The following is a 16427-nucleotide window of genomic DNA, read 5'->3' as shown; positions in this document are numbered from 1 at the left end:
CGCGGTCGTCGCGCCGGCACGGTCCGGGTATCGATCACCGGGCGGTAACGCTTCGTTTTCCCGTTCACCTCGCCGAACCGATTCGCCGGATTCCGCCCGAAACGGGTCGCCTCGTTCGCCCGTGGACGGCCGTCTCGATCGACCGATATCGGACGGACCGTCACGCAGCTAACTGGTCCGCGTAAACACGCGTTGTCATCGACGCCTCGCGGCTAGGCTCCGAATTCTCTTGGTACTCACTCGCCGGCAGTCTAGCGAGGCCACAATGACGACACGACCAACTCGCAGACGAGTGATCGCACTGAGCGGCGCAGTCGGTCTCACGGCGCTGGCCGGCTGTGGCGACGGCGGCGGCGGTAACGGCGAAGACCAAGAGGGAACGGACGACGCACCGGCGGCGCCGGAAGACAACGAATCGGAGACGCCGGAAGAAAACGAGAGCGAGGAGGAGAACGGCTTCGAGGCCGGCGGAAACGAAACGAACGAGACCGACGGAAACGAAACCAACGAAACCGACGAAAACGAAACGAACGAGACTGACGGAAACGAAACCGACGAATAACGCCATCGAGGTGCGCGTCCACGTTCCGAACCGGACCGCACCGGCGTGTCCGTTCGGTATCGAACCGCCGGACGTCGGTCGCGCTCGGACGCGACGGCGAGTGCGACTCCGTGACCGTCAGGAATCGACGATTCCGCAGCGAACGCAGGGCGTGGACTTTTCGCCGTGAGGCCGCCAGATAGGGTACAGATCACCGTTTCCGTGAGCGAACGGAGCGCTCCATCGGCCTCGGCTGCCGGTCAGTCGTCGAACGGTCGCCGAGGACACCGATGATCGTCCGAACTCGATCACCCCACGCCGAGTCACCGATCTATCATGACACGAACACCGACGCGACGCCAGTATCTCACCGCAGGCGCTGTTGCCGGAGTCACCGCCCTCGCCGGCTGTGGCGATAACTCCACCGAAGACGACGGACCCGAGGAGAACGAGACCGACGACGAACCCGTCGAGGACGTCAACTACACGGATCCGGACGGCGAACTCGCGTTCGTCGAACCGGAAGACGGCGCCGAGGTCTCGAGTCCCGTCAGTATCGAGATGGAGGTCGAGAACTTCGAGTTGCAGCCGGCCGACGAGGAGGCGACGCCCGACGACGGGGCCGGGCACCTCCACGTAATCGTCGACGAGGGTTGCGTCGAACCGGAGTACGTGATTCCCCAGGAAGACGGCTTTTACCACCTCTCGGACGGCGAACTCGAGACCGAACTCGAGCTCGAGCCGGGGGAGCACGAGCTCTGTGCCCAGGCCGGTGACGCCCAGCACAACGCCTACGAGATGACCGACGAGATCTCGATCACGGTTACCGAGGGCGACGGCGGAGGGAACGCGACCGAGAGCGGGAACGAAAGCGGGGACGGAAACGAAACGGACTCCGAGAGCGGAACCGGAAACGAATCCGAGGGCGGCGACTCGAGCGACGACTAATCGCGTTCTTTTAGCCCCGTTCTTCTGGCCGCGGTACGGCCGCTGACGACTGCTAGCGCCGATAAAAAGACGGACCGGAGGGGACGAGTTAGCCGTGGATTCCCATCGCTTCGATCTGTTCCTGGTACCGATTCCGGATGGTCACTTCCGTGACCTGCGCGACGTCGGCGACCTCTCGCTGGGTCTTCTTCTCGTTACAGAGCAGCGAGGCGGCGTAGATCGCGGCGGCGGCGTAGCCGGTCGGCGACTTGCCCGAGAGGAGCCCTTCCTCGGCCGTCTTCTCGATGATCTCGTTGGCCTTGGTCTGGACTTCTTCGGAGAGTTCGAGTTCGGAACAGAAACGGGGGACGTACTTTTTCGGGTCGACGGGGCGCATCTCGAGACCGAGTTCCTGCGAGATGTACCGATACGTGCGACCGATCTCTTTGCGTTCGACGCGAGAGACTTCCGAGATTTCCTCGAGGGAGCGCGGGATGCCTTCCTTCCGACAGGCGGCGTACAGCGCGGAGGTGGCCACGCCTTCGATCGAGCGGCCACGGATGAGGTCTTCCTTCAGCGCGCGGCGATAGATGACTGAGGCGACCTCGCGGACGGACCGAGGGACCCCGAGCGCGGAGGCCATTCGGTCGATCTCGCTGAGCGCGAACTGCAGATTCCGCTCCCCGGCGTCTTTGGTACGGATGCGTTCCTGCCACTTGCGCAGCCGATGCATCTGGCTGCGCTTCTTCGAGGAGATCGAGCGACCGTAGGCGTCTTTGTCCTTCCAGTCGATGGTCGTCGTCAGCCCCTTGTCGTGCATCGTCTGGGTCGTCGGCGCGCCGACGCGGGACTTCTCCTGTCGTTCCTGGTGGTTGAACGCCCGCCACTCCGGGCCGGGGTCAATTTTTTCTTCCTCCACGACGAGCCCACAGTCTTCACAGATGAGCTCACCCCGGTCGGAGTCCTTTACGAGATTGTCCGATTCACACTCGGGGCAGGCGCGTACCCCTTCCTGATCCTCGGTCTCGTCCGTCTCACGCGTTCGCTCCCGCTGGCGGGTGGACCGTGTCATCGCACTTTTATAGTAGTATCACTATCGCATATAAATCCTTGGGAAGGGTTTCCCGCCACTGTAGGATATCGGCCGATATCGGACACTACAGCGCTTCAAACGCGAGGTTTACGATTTGAAACCGGAAAGACTTTATCCGATTCCGGCGGACAACAGCCACGAATGCCGGTCATCGAGTGCGACGTCGAGACGGCTCGAGCACGACTCGAGGAGGAAGGGGTGTCGGTCGACTCCGGAAACACGGATCACGAGCGTTGGCGGGCGAGCCGCGGCTCCGCGACGGCCGTCGCCTACGACGACAAGGTCGTCATCCAGGGATCGAACCCGCAGGACCTCGAGGCGCTGCTGCGCGAGAGCGGCGGGCGCGCGCACGTCTACTTCGACGGCGGCTCGCGCGGGAACCCCGGCCCGGCCGCGATCGGCTGGGTGATCGTCACCGGCGACGGAATCGTCGCCGAAGACGGCGAGACGATCGGCACGGCGACCAACAATCAGGCCGAGTACGAGGCGCTGATCGCGGGCCTCGAGGCCGCTCGCGACTACGGCTACGACGAGATCCACGTCCGCGGCGACTCCGAACTGATCGTCAAGCAGGTCCGCGGCGAGTACGACACCAACAACCCCGAACTCCGGGAGAAGCGCGTCACCGTCCACGAACTGCTCACCGCCTTCGACGAATGGACCCTCGAGTACGTCCCCCGCGAAGTCAACGAGCGCGCGGACGGTCTCGTGAACGAGGCCCTCGACGAGGCCTGATACGGATTCGTGTCCGTAGTTACCGCCGATCGGCCTCGCGAGTCGCCGATCAGCGGCAATTGATGACACGAATCCGTATGAGTCGGATCGATTCGGTGACCGACACCGATCGACGCGGATCGGCAAGGGAAAATGCCCTCGAGCCCGTACGGATCGGTATGACTGACTCGAACGAATCGCTCGACGGCACCGGTGCCGACTCCGACGGCGGGGCCGACGGGCTCGAGACCGCGGAACTCCCTGCAGACGTCATCGACGAGGCCGAACGACTCACGCGAATCGCGCGCGAGACGCCCGACGAGAACGAGGCGCAGGCCCGCAGAGAGCGGCGCGCGGCCCTCCTCGCCGACTACGGCTTTGCTGCCCGAGTTCGGGACGACGACGGCGACGACGTGCTCGTGCTCCACCCCGCGGAGTGGCGCGACGAGGACCGAAGCGTCATCCGGACCGATCGAATCGACGACCTCTCGCGCGCGGTCGAAATCCCCCTCGAGGGGACGGGCGATCCGGACGACTGGAACGACGTCGCGGCGCACAACCGGGACCTCGCCGAGCGCGTCCGCGAGCGCCACGGCGACGTCCACGGCGACAACGCCGCGACGCTGGCCGACTTCGCGAGCAATCACTACGCGAAGCGGATCGAAGACCTCACGGACGCGGAGCTCCGGGAGTTTCGGACCGAGTACTTCGTGAGAAATGCGTGGCCGTCTGCCGGGCAGCGGGAGGCGATCGCGGAGTCGATCGCGCTGATCTCCGAGACGGCCGATTCGTCGGTCCCCGACCGCCGGGGCCGATAACCGCAACGGGTGGTTCTGGTGGAATCGCGGTTGCGGTCGTTAGTAGCTATTCTCGACGATGTCGCGGATCTCGTCGGCGCGGTCGTCGTCGGTGACGATCTTCGAGAGCGACCACTGGACGCCGTCGAGGACGGCGTCGTAGCCGTCGTCGGTCAGCGAGTACTGGTTGGTTCGCTTGTCGAGTTCGCTCTTCTCGACCAGCCCGAGGTCGACGAGTTCGTCGAGGTTCGGGTAGAGACGCCCGTGGTTGACTTCCGTTCCGTAGTAGTCCTCGAGCTCTCGCTTGATCGCCAGGCCGTACATCGGCTCCTTGGCCAGGATCGTGAGGATGTTGGTCTGGAACGCGGTGAGTTCGCGTGCAATACTCTGTTCGCCGGTGATTGATTGTGCCTCTGACATACTTGTGCAAATGTCACCAGACTATTTAAGACTTGTCAACTAATCCCTCGCATGCGCGATCGGCGACGAGCCGACCAGCTCTGCGACCGCCGGACACTGGTGGGTTCTGTCCGGATCTCATGTCGTGTATCTGGCAACCGTCGTCTATAATGTGACACTCGATTACGAAAGTACTTTTTGATCCACCGATGGAGTCTCCGGTACATGGTCAACCTCTGGGAAGACCTCGAGACCGGACCGAACCCGCCCGAAGAGATCTACGCCGTCGTCGAGTGTCTCAAGGGCGAGCGAAACAAGTACGAGTACGAGAAGGACATCCCGGGCGTCGTCCTCGACCGCGTGCTTCACAGCAACGTCCACTACCCGAGCGACTACGGCTTCATCCCGCAGTCGTACTACGACGACGAGGACCCCTTCGACGTGCTCGTCCTCGTCGAGGACCAGACGTTCCCCGGCTGCGTCATCGAAGCCCGTCCCGTCGCGCTGATGAAGATGGACGACGACGGCGAGCAGGACGACAAGGTCATCGCGGTCCCCTCGGAGGACCCGCGCTACGACCACATCGAGGATCTCGACGACATTCCCCAGCAGCAACTCGACGAGATCGACGAGTTCTTCGCGACCTACAAGAACTTAGAGGAAGGCAAGGAAGTCGAGACGCAGGGCTGGGAGGACAAGCAGGCCGCCTACGACGCGATCGAGCACGCACAGGAGCTCTACGAGGAGAACTTCTAGGCGCGCCCGCTCTCGCGGCTCGCCGCATCGTCACACCGTTTTTTCGCACGGCCGTCGACCGTTCGCTCCGTCAGTCGCTGCTCGATTCCCGCGAGTTATGCTCGTCCGCACGCCTCATGCATTATGAGCATGGGTAATTTTATCCCCCTCGCAGCGGTACGTCTATTCGTCATGGCAGCCACCAACCCGTCCGCCCGAACGTCCGACGACGACGCCGACATCCCCGAGTCCGGCGTCGGTATGGCCCACCTGACGGTCGTTCCCGAGAACTTCGAGCCGACCGAGGACGAGTAATCCCGTTGGCGCCCGTCGCAGGCCTCGAGTCAGTCGTTCGAGCGGCCGTCGCATCGCTGCTTTCGGTCTCGGACGCCGTCCCGCCGTCGACGCCGTTCGAGCACCACGCGAATTAGTGTCAGGTCTTCTCAATACAGTGTCTCGAAACGAAGGTTCTTGTATGCGGTCGAACTACCCACGACCATGGGTCTGTTCGATCGACTGCGGGGCGATGACTCCCCCCGTGTCGCATTTATTGGAGTTGACGGCGTGCCGTATAGTCTCCTCGCGGAGAACGAAGAACTGTTTCCGAACTTCGCCGCGATCGCCGACGAGGGGACGGCCGGGGAAATCTCGAGCATCGTCCCGCCGGAGTCCAGCGCCTGCTGGCCGTCACTGACGACCGGGGTCAACCCCGGCGAGACCGGCGTCTACGGCTTTCAGGACCGCGAGGTCGGCACCTACGACACCTACGTCCCGATGGGACGGGAGGTCCAGGCCGACCGCGTCTGGGACCGCGTCCAGGAGGACGGTCGCAAGGCGACGGTGATGAACGTCCCCGTCACCTTCCCGCCGCAGCGCAACGTCCAGCGGATGGTCTCGGGCTTCCTCTCGCCGGGGCTGGAGAAGGCGGCCTACCCCGACGAGGTCCGCGACTACCTCGAGACGCTCGATTACCGGATCGACGTCAATCCGAAACTCGGCCACCAGGAGGACAAATCGGAGTTCATCGAGGACGCCCACGCCACGGTCGACGCGCGCTTCGAGGCCTTTAAACACTACATCGAGGAGGACGACTGGGACCTCTTCTTCGGCGTCTTCATGACGACCGACCGAGTCAACCACTTCCTGTTCAAGGACTACGAGCGCGACGGCGAGAACAAGGACGAGTTCCTCGAGTTCTACAAGAAGGTCGACGACTACATCGGCCGCCTCCGCGAGGCGCTGCCCGATGACGTCACCATGATCGTCGCCTCCGACCACGGCTTCACGAGCCTCGACTACGAGGTCCACTTCAACGAGTGGCTCCGAGAGGAGGGCTGGCTCTCGTTCCAGACCGACGATCCCGAGGAACTGGGCGACATCGCCGACGACACGAAGGCCTACTCGTTCATCCCGGGTCGGTTCTACATCAACCTCGAGGGTCGGGAGCCCCGCGGCTCCGTCCCCGAGGACGAGTACGACGAGGTTCGCGATCAGCTCAAGGCCGACCTCGAGGCCCTCGAGGGGCCGGACGGCAAGAAAGTCGTCGAGCGGGTCGTCGAGAAGGAGGAAGCCTTCCGCGGCGACCACGACGACATCGCGCCGGACCTGGTCGCGATCCCGAACAAGGGCTTCGATCTGAAGTCCGGCTTCAAGGCCGACTCGGACATCTTCACGAGCGGCCCGCGAAACGGAATGCACAGCTTCGACAACACGTCGCTGTACATCGACTCCCCCGAAGCGACGATCGGCGACGCCGACCTGTTCGACATCACGCCGACCATCCTCGACCTGCTCGACGTCGAGTACGGCCGCGGCGAGTTCGACGGCGCGAGCCTGCTCTAGGATCGTCGAACGGACGACCGTTTCACACGCGCTCCCGTTCTTTCGTGCGGAGACAGTACCGACCTCTCGATAGCTCTGGCTCGAGAACAGACGTGTAGTATCCGATCGGAATTCGAGGCCGTTTTCCGCCCGGCAACGAACCGGCGGGCATGGAAGAGGTCATCCACGCTCGAGGTCACGAGAACGTCTCCGCGGAGCACGCGAGCACGTTCGAGGTGACGACCGACGACTATCTCACCCCCGCGGGGGACTGTATCCTCGCGATCGAGGCCGACCGTGCGCCCGCTGACTTCGATCCCGCGTTCGTCGAGGCCTGTCGGGACCGGGAGGCGACGATCGCGTTCACGATCGAAGCAGGCGGCCACACGGAGACCGTCGAGGGACGGGGCGATCCCGACCTCGAGTTCACCAACGAGCGCAGCGCGGTCGGCCGGACGAGCGAGTACGTCGACGACCGGACGATCCTGAATGGTGCCGAGTTCGCGGCCGAAGGGTTCGACCGCGACCTCGTCGACGCGCTGGCTGAGGGAAGCGAGGCGACGGTGACGATCAGCGTCGAGTGAGAGGTACGCGATAGCGCGTCCTGACGGGACCGGATTCTCGCACCTAATTGACACGATATCGCAGCTGGGCGAGTGCCGGACTCCCTTTCGGAGACTTCACCCGCGAAGGACGACTGGCAGAAGACATCGGAGCGGAACCGATCTCGATAGGGGGGGAGCGTTTCCGCTGTTCACGCAACGGGGAGCGTGAACGAGAAGGTCGACCCCTCGCCGGGCTCGGACTCGACCCAAATATCGCCGTTGTGGCGCTCGACGATCCGCTGACAGAGCGCCAGTCCGAGTCCCGTCCCGTCGTACTCGTCGCGACTATGGAGCCGATCGAAGACGGTGAATATTCGGTCCTGATCGTCCGGTTCGATACCGATCCCGTCATCGTGGACCGAAACCACCCACTCTCGTCGCCGTCGTTCCGCGTCGATGTGAATCTGTGGCGGCTCGTCGCCGCTGTACGTGAGCGCGTTGTCCAGCAGGTTCTGGAAGAGTTGGCGGAGTTGACTATCGTCGCCCGCTACGCGAGGGAGTTCGCCCGTCGTGATCTCGGCGTCGGTCTCTTCGATCTCAATCTGTAGATCCGTGAGCACCTCGTCCACGACTGTGTCCAATTCGACTGGTTCGAACGGGTCGCCTTGCGTTTCGACCCGTGAGTACGCGAGCAACCCGTCGATCATCTCGCGCATCCGGTCGGCCCCGTCGACGGCGAACTCGAGGAACTCTTCGCCCTCCTCGTCGAAGGCGTCGGCGTAGCGACTGTCGAGCAACTGGAGGTAGCTCGTCACCATCCGGAGCGGTTCCTGTAAGTCGTGAGAGGCGGCGTACGCGAAGTGTTCGAGGCGCTCGTTGGACTGCTGGAGCCGGTCGACCGTCTCCTCTAGCTCCCGCTCGTACTGCTGGCGCTCGAGTTCGTAGCCGATACACTGCCCCAGGAGATCGAGGAACGCCCGCTCGGTCTCGGTGAACTCCTCTCGCGGCGCAGTGGCAGTGAAACAGACGGTGCCGTAGACGTCGCCGTCGACGATCACCTGCGTTCCAGCGTAACACTGGAGGTCGAACTCGTGGTAGAGGGCGTCGCCGTCCCAGCCGGCCGCACCGGCATCGGCGACGCTGATGGAGTCGCCGGTGTCGACGACCCGACGGCAGTAGTTGTCCGTCAGCGGCGGCGTGAGCGTTCCCTCGTCGAGATCGGGGTGGGAACCGTGCATGTGTTCGATCTCGAACGCGTTCGTGCGTTCGCAGGTCAGCATCCCCACGGGGAGATCGAGGCGGTCACACCCCGCCTCCAGCAGGCGGTCGATCTTCTCGTCGGCGGCGAGATCCACATTGGCGGTGATGTCGTACAGTTCCCGCTGCGATTCGTTGTGCTCGCGGCGCTCGATCTCGTAGCTCACCCACTGCCCCATCAACTCGATGAACGAGCGCTCGGCCGCCGAGAACGGGTTATCACGCGGATCGGTGCTCCCGAACCACAGCGTGCCGTACGGCGTCGAGCCGCTCGTGACCTTCGTCCCGAGATAACTCGTCATCCCGAACTCTCGGTAGATCGTATCCTCGGTCCAGTGGGTACCCCGTACGTCGGCCATTTCGACGGGGTCCTCCTCGGAGACGGTTCGACGGCAGAAACAATCGCTGTCGGGATCGGTCCACAACTCCTCGTCGGGGTCGAGGCCGAGACCGACGCCCTTCTCGAGTCGGAACGCGCCGTCCCACGACGGCAGGTGGTTCAGGCCGCCCATCTCGAGGCCGAATCGGTCGCGACCCAACTCGAGCAGCCGTTCGAGTTTCTCGTCGAACGAGAGGTCGGGATCGGCGGTGATCTCGTAGAGGTCTCGCTGGTATCGCTCGTGTTTCTTGCGCTGTTCGATATTCCGTACGCTCGCGAGAACGAGTTCACGTCCGTCCAGTGTGATTGACGAGGCTGTGATCTCTGCCGGAATATCGTGACCGTTTTTGCGACGACAGTGGAGATCCTCGGTCCATGCAGATCCGGTCTCGCGGACCTCGTCGAGGAACGCGCGGAACTGCTCCAGTTCGTCGGGATGCAGGTCTGATGGGGCGATCGACGACAGTTCATCGCGCGTATACCCGGTCATCTCGCAGGCGGCCGAATTCGCGTCAACGTATGCGTCCGTTTCGGGGTCGATGACGAAGATGCCGTCGTCGCTCTGCTCGAACACCGTCTCGAAGCGATCCTTCGTCTGTCGGAGTTCCGCCTCGCGCTCCTTGCGCTCGGTGATGTCGACGAGGGTGACGACTGCACGACGCACCTCGCCGTTCTCGTCTCGGACCGGCATTCCGTGATTGAGGACCGTCCGCCGCTCCCCGTCGAATCCTTCGATCTCGATCTCGTCCGGATCGACCACCTCTTCGCCTCGGAGCGCTCGGGCGAGCGCCCACTCGTCGGGATCGACCGGTTCACCCGTGTCCGCCCACCACCCGTCGTACGCCTCGTACTCGGCGACCGAGTCGGATTCGGCGACGTCACCGCCCCAGATGTCTTCGGCGGCCTCGTTCCACTCGACGATCTGCCCGTCGCCTTCGGCGACGAATACGGCGACCGGGAGCACATCGATGAGCGCCTGGAGTTGGTTTTTGCTCTCTTGAAGCGCCTGCTGGCGTTCCTTTTGCTCGGTGATATCGCGCGTCAGCGCCACGTGAACGGTCGTCCCGTCGGGGCGCTGGAGCGACTCCGCGTGCGATTCCATCTGTCGACGCGTGCCCTCCAGTCCGATGATATCGAACTCTAGCGTCCCGCGTTCGCCCCGACAGATCCGCTCGTTGAACTCGCGGAACCGCTCGCGGTCCTCGGGAGCGATCAGGTCGTAGACACACTCGCCGATGACGTCCGACGCGGCGTCTGCTTCCACCATGTCGAGTCCGGCGGGGTTCATCTGAAGCAGGGTCCCGTCGGGAGCGACGGTCTTGATGCATTCGGGCGTGGTTTCGATGAGCGCGTTCAGATGCTCCGTTCGCTCGCGCAGTTCCCGCTCGCGCTGTTGGCGCTCGAGTTCGTACTTCACCCACTGCCCCATCAGTCGATGGAACGTGTGCTCCTCCTCGGAGATCGAGGCGTCGCGGGATTCCTCGGCGACGAAAAAGAACGTCCGATCGTGGTCACCGTCGACGGGGATACGGGTACCGAGATAGGTGCATACGTCGAACTCGGCGAAACAGGCCGCGTTCTCGAAGCCGCTATCGACGGGGTTGGTGATCTCGACCGGGTCCGGAATGTCGTCGTCCGATCCCGCGTCACTGTGGGCGACGACTCGGCAATAGGTCTCCGAGAGGTCGAGTCGCGCCCCGGGAACGAGGTGGTCGTGCTCGCCGCTAACTGCCTCGACCTCGAACAGATCGCTCTCCGGATCGACCCGGGCCAGCCCGCCGAGGTCGAGATCGAACCGTTCGCACCCGACCTCGAATAGCGCGTCGAGTTTCTCGTCGAACGCGCGATTGGGATCCGACATGATCTCGTACACCTCGCGCTGGTAATGTTCGCTGGTCTCGATCGTCAACCGCGCGTTGGTCCGATCGACCAGCGTCTCTAACTTCCGGTCGACCTCGCGCGATACTCGGTCGGGCCCGAAGTACTCCTCAGGTGGTGTGTAGTAGAGGTTCTGACAGATAGTGCCGTCGTAGACGAGGTAGGGATGGGTCTTGAGAACGTCGTGGACGACGTCTGCTGGGAACCGGTCGCGATTGTACTGACAGAGGACCGCGTAGTCGTCACCGTCGTAGAGCGGGTTGAGCAGTTCTTCGTACTCACAGAGTTCCTCGAGGCCCGTCTCGTCGGCCTCGAGTGCCCACGTCATCTCGGCGGCGGCTCTGAGCCCCGTGAACTCGTCGGCGGTCGCGTCCGCGAGCGACTCTCTCCAGAACTCCATCATCGCTTCGCGGTCGAACTCGCCGGACCGACGGTAGGTGTCTTCCTCCGTGTACACTGAGAGTGCCCCTGATTCGAGCGCGGCGTCGACGTCGACGCCACGGACTCGCATCGCATCGAGCACCTCGTCCACGGTGTTGTCGTCGGCGACGTAAACACACCGCTCGCCGCGTTCGAGACCGTCTCGGATGAACGGGACGACCGCCTCGAACTGTTCGGCGCGATCCTCGTAGAGAAGAGCGAGGTGGTCGGTGTCCTCGTGTCCATCGAGCGGCTCAACGGGGCCCCGGAGCGCGGAACGCGATCGCGAGGGGGTGAACCTGCCCCCGAGACCGGGCGCGGTGCGCTGATCGGTCTGATCTGATAGCTGGTTACTCATCGGGAGTCACGTGGTCGCCCGGAACGCGTTAGCTCGTCCGCGAAATCGAGATACTCGCGGACGTCTGGTACTATCCGGATGCTGCTCATTACGCGGGTTGAGGAGAACGACGATGAAAAGAGTACCGCAGCTCGTGTGCTCGCGGTATCGAGCCCCGCAAATCGGCCGATAGTCCCCGATAGCGGTACGAGCGCTTCAGCGTACGCTGAGCATACGCGTTTGGGTCACCAGGAGTGCCGGCCGACGGCGGAATGGACGGCGACGGGATTTCGATCGATGCGAATCCGGTATACACACGTATCGCCGGGACGTAGCCGCGCGCATGAGCGACGAGGAACCCGCCGTGAACATCAGCGGCGGCGTCGAGGGCGGCGGCGCCGCGGCCGAGTTCGATCCCGCGACGGCCGACACCCGCGCGGAGGAGGTCGTCGATCGACTCGGGGAGCTGTACTGGCAGAAGACGTACGGCGGTCAGGACGCCTTCACCTGTCTCGTCCGGACGATTCTGAGCCAGAACACCAGCGACAAGGCGAGCCAGCCGGCCCACGACGCGTTGATAGAGCGATACGACGGCCCTGACGTGGACCTCGCCGAATCGCTCGCCGCCGCCGAGCGGTCGCAGCTGGCCGAAACGATCAGCGGCGCCGGCCTCTACAACCAGAAGTCCGAGACGCTCATCGATACCGCCGAGTGGGTCCTCGAGGAGTTCGGTTCCGCCACAGCCTTCGACGCGTTCGTCAAGGACGAGGACCCCGCCGCGGTTCGCGAGACGCTGCTCTCGGTCCGCGGCGTCGGCCCGAAGACCGCCGACTGCGTCCTGCTGTTCGCGGGCGGTCGCGGCGGCGTCTTCCCCGTCGACACCCACGTGCATCGGATCTACCGCCGCATGGGTATCGCGCCGGCCGACGCCGACCACGAAGCGGTGCGCGCCGTCCTCGAGCGCGAGGTACCCGCCGCCAAGTGCGGGTTCGGCCACACCGCGACGATCCAGTTCGGCCGCGAGTACTGCACGGCGCGCAAGCCGGCGTGTCTCGAGGATCCGGACGCCTGTCCGATGGCCGACATCTGCGATCAGGTGGGGGTCTACCCCGCGACGGGTGAGGTCGTCGATCCGGCCGACGCGCCGGAGGCGGCCGAAGCGGACGACTGAGTTCGAGCCCCGTCGTTCTCGTCAGCGCCGCGTCGATCGCCGCCTGCGTATCACGGACGAATCCTTTTTCGCGTCGTCTCCGTACTCCTCGTACGCAATTTCGCTCGATCCTCGATCACGACGGACGAAACCCTCCGTCGCGCGCTATACGACCTCGGAACGCTCGTCAAGGTCTACGCCTTCCTACCGGCGCTCTCGGTCTTCGTCGCCATCGGCTGGGGGGAGTTCTACGCGATCCCCGCCTTTCTGATCGCCGCGGTCGCGGCCGCCGGCTTCGGCCGCGGCGGCGTCAAGATCGTCCGCGTCCGCCGGCTCCTGCTCGACGCGCCGGAACGCGGGATGGACGTCTACGATCCCTCCGAGTCGACGGCCGATACCGCCGGCGGCGCGTCGGCGGCGTTCGACACCGCCGCGATCATCGCCGTGCTCTGGTTCGTCCTGCTGTTCGTGACGAGCGTCGTCGCCCTGCTGGTGCTGCCGGCCGAGTACGCGACCGCGAACGTCCTCTTCGAGGTCGCGAGCGTCCAGGGCAATGTCGGTCTGAGCGCCGCGATCGTCGACGCGACGAATCCCGCCTCGCTCAAACTCACGTTCGTGTTCGCGATGTGGATCGGCCGCCTCGAGATCGTCCCCGTCGTCGTCTCGGCGCGACTCATCGCCGAGGAGGTGTTCTGAGTGGTCGATCTCGAGCCGTTCCTCGAGGCGCCGTTCGAGGAGGCGTCGAACCTGTCTTTCGAGGCCCTGTTGGGGGTCGGCGTCGCTCTGCTGGCGGCGGTCGCCGTCTTCGGTCGATCGACGGTGACGCAGCTGGCCGTGATCCACTATATACTGTCGATTCCCGTCTACGTCGGCTATCGGAGTCGCGTCTGGGAGGGAGACGGGGAGACGGAATCCGACGGAGACGATCGGGCCGACAGCGATGACTGCGACGGCAGCGCCGATACCGAAGCGGAGTCCGATCGCGCCGACGGCGCTGGAAACGGCTCCCCGAGCGAGCGTCGGTGATCCCGCCCGTTTCGAACCGAACGCGACGGAACTAGTCGCTCGTCGAGACGTTCACTGGAGTCCACAACGGTTTTATGTCGCCACCAGAGATGACCGGGGTACCAATGCCTGCAGACCCTGAACGGGTTGCAGAGACGAGCGAAAGTACAAGCGAATCAGCAACTACGGCCGCGGCTTCTTCTGTCTCGCGCCGCCGCCTGCTTACCGCGACTGCGGTCGGATCGGCGACCGGCCTCGCCGGCTGTACCGAACTCCTCTCGAGCGGAAGTAGCGATCCGCTTCGAGTCAGCGTCTGGAGCGGGAACTACGCCGAACGGTTCGAGGAATCGGTCGTCCCGAGATACGAGGACGAGTTCGACGCGGAGATTCAGATCGAACCCGGCTGGAACGACATCCTCACCGACATCCAGACGGCGCCGGACGACGACCCGCCGTACGACGTCACCATCACGGAGGGGAACTTCTACTACTACGGCCGGCAGGACGACCTCTTCCACGAGATCAGGACGGAGAACGTCCCCAACGCCGACGAACTCATCGATTACTACGCGGACTTCCGGACCACGGAGTACGGGATGCCGGTCGACGGCGCTCCCTGTACCATCGTCCACCGCGAGGAGATGGACGCCGAGATCGAATCGTGGAGCGACCTCTCCGGTTCGGCCGTCGAGGAGAGCAACGGTATCGGCGTCGACACCGGCTTCTGGTGGTTTCCGGTGTACGCCGCCGCCGTCGGGATGGACGAGGCGGAACTCGGCGAGGAGATGCACGACGCGGACCTGCACGACGACGTCCTCGAGACCGTCCGGAACTGGCCGATCGAGAGCTGGGCGAGTTCCGGCCAGGACGTCTGGCAGGCCTTCGGCGACGGCGTCATCGACGTCGCCCAGTGGTACTACGAGCAGACGGAGTACGACATCGACGACTACGACGGCCTGACCCACACGATGCCGGAACAGACGACCGGCTACCTGAACCACTGGTGCGTCGTCAAGGGCACCGACAAGCGCGACCGGGCCGAGGAGTTCATCAACTTCCTCATGGACGCCGAGGTGCAGACGGCCTGGTCCGAGGAGATGCCGACCCTGTTCTGTAACGAGAACACCGAATACGCCGGCGATCTCGCGGACGACCTGCCGAGCGACAGCGAAGAAGCGGAAAACATCGCCTTCCCCGACTGGGAGTTCCTCGCGGAGCACAGCGGCGACCTCTCCGACGAGTTCTCTTCGATCCGGAACTCCTGAGGTCCCCTCATCGCACTTCACTTATGTCTGAAATCACGCTTGACGGACTCGAGAAGCGGTACGGCAACGAACTCGCCGTCGAAGACGTCTCGGTGACGATCGACGACGGCGAACTACTGTGCCTGCTCGGGCCCAGCGGCAGCGGCAAGTCCACCACGCTGCGGATGCTCGCCGGCCTCGAGACGCCGACCGACGGCGAGATCCGCATCGACGACGAGGACGTGACCGATCGGCCCGCCTACGAACGCACTACCGCGACGGTGTTCCAGGACTGGGCGCTGTTCCCCCACAAGACTGTCCTCGAGAACGTCGCGTTCGGGCTCAAGATGCAGGGCGTCGAGAAGGGCGAACGCCGCGAGCGAGCGATGGCGATGCTCGAGCGCGTTCGGATGGACGAGCACGCCGACGACGACCCGATGAACCTGAGCGGCGGGCAGAAACAGCGGGTCGCGCTCGCGCGGTCGCTGGCGGTCAACCCCGACGTCTTGCTGCTCGACGAGCCGCTGTCGAACCTCGACAAGCGGCTCAGCGAGGACATGCAGATCGAACTCCGCGAGATCCACGAGGAACTCGAGGAGACGTTCGTCCACGTCACCCACGACCAGGACGAGGCCTTCACGCTCGCCGATCGGATCGGTATCATGGCCGACGGGAACCTCGTCCAGGTCGGCGAGCCCAACGAGGTCTACCAGAACCCGAAGAACCGGTTTATCGAGGGCTTCCTCGGCGATACGAACTTCGTCGAGGGCACGGTCGATCGGACGTCGTCGGACGTCGTCCGCGTCGAAACGGAGCTGGGACGAGAGGTCGTGCTTCCGACGTCGAACGCCGACGCGCTCGCCGCGGGCGACTCGGTGACGCTATCGCTCCGTCCCGAGGTCCTCTCGATCGAATCGGCCGAGTCGGGCCTCGAGGCGGATGAGGCGGCCCAGCCCGTTCGCACCGACGGCAGCACGACGAACTCCGTCGTCGGGACCGTCGAAAGCGTTCTCTACCGGGGCTCGACGGTTCGTTACTCCGTCGGGGTCGAGGGCACGTCGGTGTTCGCCGAACGCACCGTCTCGGATTCCGGCGAGTTCGAGGCCGGCGACGAGATCACGATCCGCTGGGACGGCGCGGACGTTCTCGCGTTCCGTGACGACGGCTCGAGGGTCGAACTCTAAC

The 16427-nt window shown here is 64.3% G+C and carries 16 protein-coding genes; 13 read left to right on the top strand and 3 right to left on the bottom strand.

Annotated features, from left to right (window positions below; genetic code table 11):
• The first annotated feature begins 265 nt into the window (after window positions 1-265).
• Both WD430_RS13475 and WD430_RS13470 read left to right on the top strand, forming a co-directional pair.
• Window positions 266-562, top strand: coding sequence for a hypothetical protein (locus WD430_RS13475; protein ID WP_339102955.1), 297 nt, complete (start codon window positions 266-268; stop codon window positions 560-562).
• Window positions 563-877: 315 nt separating this feature from the next.
• Window positions 878-1489 carry a DUF4399 domain-containing protein gene (locus WD430_RS13470; RefSeq protein ID WP_339102954.1) on the top strand — a complete coding sequence of 204 codons (612 nt, stop codon included), beginning with the start codon at window positions 878-880 and terminating at the stop codon, window positions 1487-1489.
• Between the two features lie 88 nt (window positions 1490-1577).
• Here WD430_RS13470 and WD430_RS13465 read toward each other — a convergent pair whose 3' ends face one another.
• The gene (locus tag WD430_RS13465; protein WP_006108914.1) at window positions 1578-2540 is read right to left on the bottom strand and encodes a transcription initiation factor IIB family protein; all 963 of its coding nucleotides are present in this window, start codon (window positions 2538-2540) and stop codon (window positions 1578-1580) included.
• A gap of 162 nt (window positions 2541-2702) precedes the next feature.
• On the opposite strand from WD430_RS13465, the gene rnhA reads away from it, so the two are divergent.
• Complete coding sequence (gene rnhA, locus WD430_RS13460; protein ID WP_339102953.1) at window positions 2703-3296, top strand: ribonuclease HI; 594 nt, start codon at window positions 2703-2705, stop codon at window positions 3294-3296.
• A gap of 158 nt (window positions 3297-3454) precedes the next feature.
• Entirely contained in the window at window positions 3455-4093 is a 639-nt protein-coding gene (locus WD430_RS13455) for a rnhA operon protein (RefSeq protein WP_339102952.1), read from the top strand.
• Window positions 4094-4132: 39 nt separating this feature from the next.
• On the opposite strand, the gene WD430_RS13450 is transcribed toward WD430_RS13455, so the two are convergent.
• Window positions 4133-4492, bottom strand: a complete 360-nt coding sequence (locus WD430_RS13450; protein WP_339102951.1) for a PadR family transcriptional regulator — start codon at window positions 4490-4492, stop codon at window positions 4133-4135.
• A 204-nt stretch (window positions 4493-4696) separates the two neighbouring features.
• On the opposite strand from WD430_RS13450, the gene WD430_RS13445 reads away from it, so the two are divergent.
• From WD430_RS13445 to WD430_RS13430, 4 genes are all read left to right on the top strand, one after another.
• On the top strand, window positions 4697-5227 hold the full coding sequence (locus WD430_RS13445; RefSeq protein WP_008894506.1) for an inorganic diphosphatase: 531 nt from the start codon (window positions 4697-4699) through the stop codon (window positions 5225-5227).
• Window positions 5228-5398: 171 nt separating this feature from the next.
• Window positions 5399-5521, top strand: coding sequence for a hypothetical protein (locus tag WD430_RS13440; protein WP_339102950.1), 123 nt, complete (start codon window positions 5399-5401; stop codon window positions 5519-5521).
• Window positions 5522-5704: 183 nt separating this feature from the next.
• Window positions 5705-7048, top strand: coding sequence for an alkaline phosphatase family protein (locus WD430_RS13435; protein ID WP_339102949.1), 1344 nt, complete (start codon window positions 5705-5707; stop codon window positions 7046-7048).
• 149 nt (window positions 7049-7197) lie between these two features.
• Window positions 7198-7611, top strand: coding sequence for a DUF371 domain-containing protein (locus WD430_RS13430; protein ID WP_339102948.1), 414 nt, complete (start codon window positions 7198-7200; stop codon window positions 7609-7611).
• Window positions 7612-7781: 170 nt separating this feature from the next.
• Here the strand turns inward: WD430_RS13430 and WD430_RS13425 are convergent, their stop codons facing one another.
• On the bottom strand, window positions 7782-11864 hold the full coding sequence (locus WD430_RS13425; RefSeq protein ID WP_339102947.1) for an MEDS domain-containing protein: 4083 nt from the start codon (window positions 11862-11864) through the stop codon (window positions 7782-7784).
• 322 nt (window positions 11865-12186) lie between these two features.
• Between WD430_RS13425 and nth the strand changes: the two genes are divergently transcribed.
• The 5 genes from nth (at window position 12187) to WD430_RS13400 (ending at window position 16426) form a co-directional block, all read left to right on the top strand.
• Window positions 12187-13014: an endonuclease III gene (gene nth, locus WD430_RS13420; RefSeq protein ID WP_339102946.1), complete on the top strand. Its 828-nt coding sequence runs from the start codon at window positions 12187-12189 to the stop codon at window positions 13012-13014.
• A gap of 339 nt (window positions 13015-13353) precedes the next feature.
• Complete coding sequence (locus WD430_RS13415; RefSeq protein WP_339102945.1) at window positions 13354-13689, top strand: potassium transporter TrkG; 336 nt, start codon at window positions 13354-13356, stop codon at window positions 13687-13689.
• Complete coding sequence (locus tag WD430_RS13410) at window positions 13690-14019, top strand: hypothetical protein (protein ID WP_339102944.1); 330 nt, start codon at window positions 13690-13692, stop codon at window positions 14017-14019. It begins immediately after the preceding gene.
• Window positions 14020-14123: 104 nt separating this feature from the next.
• Window positions 14124-15263, top strand: a complete 1140-nt coding sequence (locus tag WD430_RS13405) for an extracellular solute-binding protein (RefSeq protein ID WP_339102943.1) — start codon at window positions 14124-14126, stop codon at window positions 15261-15263.
• Window positions 15264-15286: 23 nt separating this feature from the next.
• Window positions 15287-16426: an ABC transporter ATP-binding protein gene (locus WD430_RS13400; protein WP_339102942.1), complete on the top strand. Its 1140-nt coding sequence runs from the start codon at window positions 15287-15289 to the stop codon at window positions 16424-16426.
• The last annotated feature ends 1 nt before the right edge of the window (window position 16427 follow it).

It is taken from the genome of Haloterrigena sp. KLK7, from assembly GCF_037914945.1.
Lineage (GTDB): Archaea > Halobacteriota > Halobacteria > Halobacteriales > Natrialbaceae > Haloterrigena > Haloterrigena salinisoli.
This window is presented reverse-complemented; position numbering and strand designations above follow the sequence as displayed.

Coding starts and splice junctions, on each gene's coding strand:
- WD430_RS13445 (WP_008894506.1), top strand. CDS start 4,697: ATGGTCAACCTCTGGGAAGACCTCGAGACCGGACCGAACCCGCCCGAA.
- WD430_RS13400 (WP_339102942.1), top strand. CDS start 15,287: ATGTCTGAAATCACGCTTGACGGACTCGAGAAGCGGTACGGCAACGAA.
- WD430_RS13405 (WP_339102943.1), top strand. CDS start 14,124: ATGCCTGCAGACCCTGAACGGGTTGCAGAGACGAGCGAAAGTACAAGC.
- WD430_RS13475 (WP_339102955.1), top strand. CDS start 266: ATGACGACACGACCAACTCGCAGACGAGTGATCGCACTGAGCGGCGCA.
- WD430_RS13450 (WP_339102951.1), bottom strand. CDS start 4,492: ATGTCAGAGGCACAATCAATCACCGGCGAACAGAGTATTGCACGCGAA.
- WD430_RS13415 (WP_339102945.1), top strand. CDS start 13,354: ATGGACGTCTACGATCCCTCCGAGTCGACGGCCGATACCGCCGGCGGC.
- WD430_RS13435 (WP_339102949.1), top strand. CDS start 5,705: ATGGGTCTGTTCGATCGACTGCGGGGCGATGACTCCCCCCGTGTCGCA.
- WD430_RS13465 (WP_006108914.1), bottom strand. CDS start 2,540: ATGACACGGTCCACCCGCCAGCGGGAGCGAACGCGTGAGACGGACGAG.
- WD430_RS13470 (WP_339102954.1), top strand. CDS start 878: ATGACACGAACACCGACGCGACGCCAGTATCTCACCGCAGGCGCTGTT.
- WD430_RS13425 (WP_339102947.1), bottom strand. CDS start 11,864: ATGAGTAACCAGCTATCAGATCAGACCGATCAGCGCACCGCGCCCGGT.
- rnhA (WP_339102953.1), top strand. CDS start 2,703: ATGCCGGTCATCGAGTGCGACGTCGAGACGGCTCGAGCACGACTCGAG.
- WD430_RS13440 (WP_339102950.1), top strand. CDS start 5,399: ATGGCAGCCACCAACCCGTCCGCCCGAACGTCCGACGACGACGCCGAC.
- nth (WP_339102946.1), top strand. CDS start 12,187: ATGAGCGACGAGGAACCCGCCGTGAACATCAGCGGCGGCGTCGAGGGC.
- WD430_RS13430 (WP_339102948.1), top strand. CDS start 7,198: ATGGAAGAGGTCATCCACGCTCGAGGTCACGAGAACGTCTCCGCGGAG.
- WD430_RS13455 (WP_339102952.1), top strand. CDS start 3,455: ATGACTGACTCGAACGAATCGCTCGACGGCACCGGTGCCGACTCCGAC.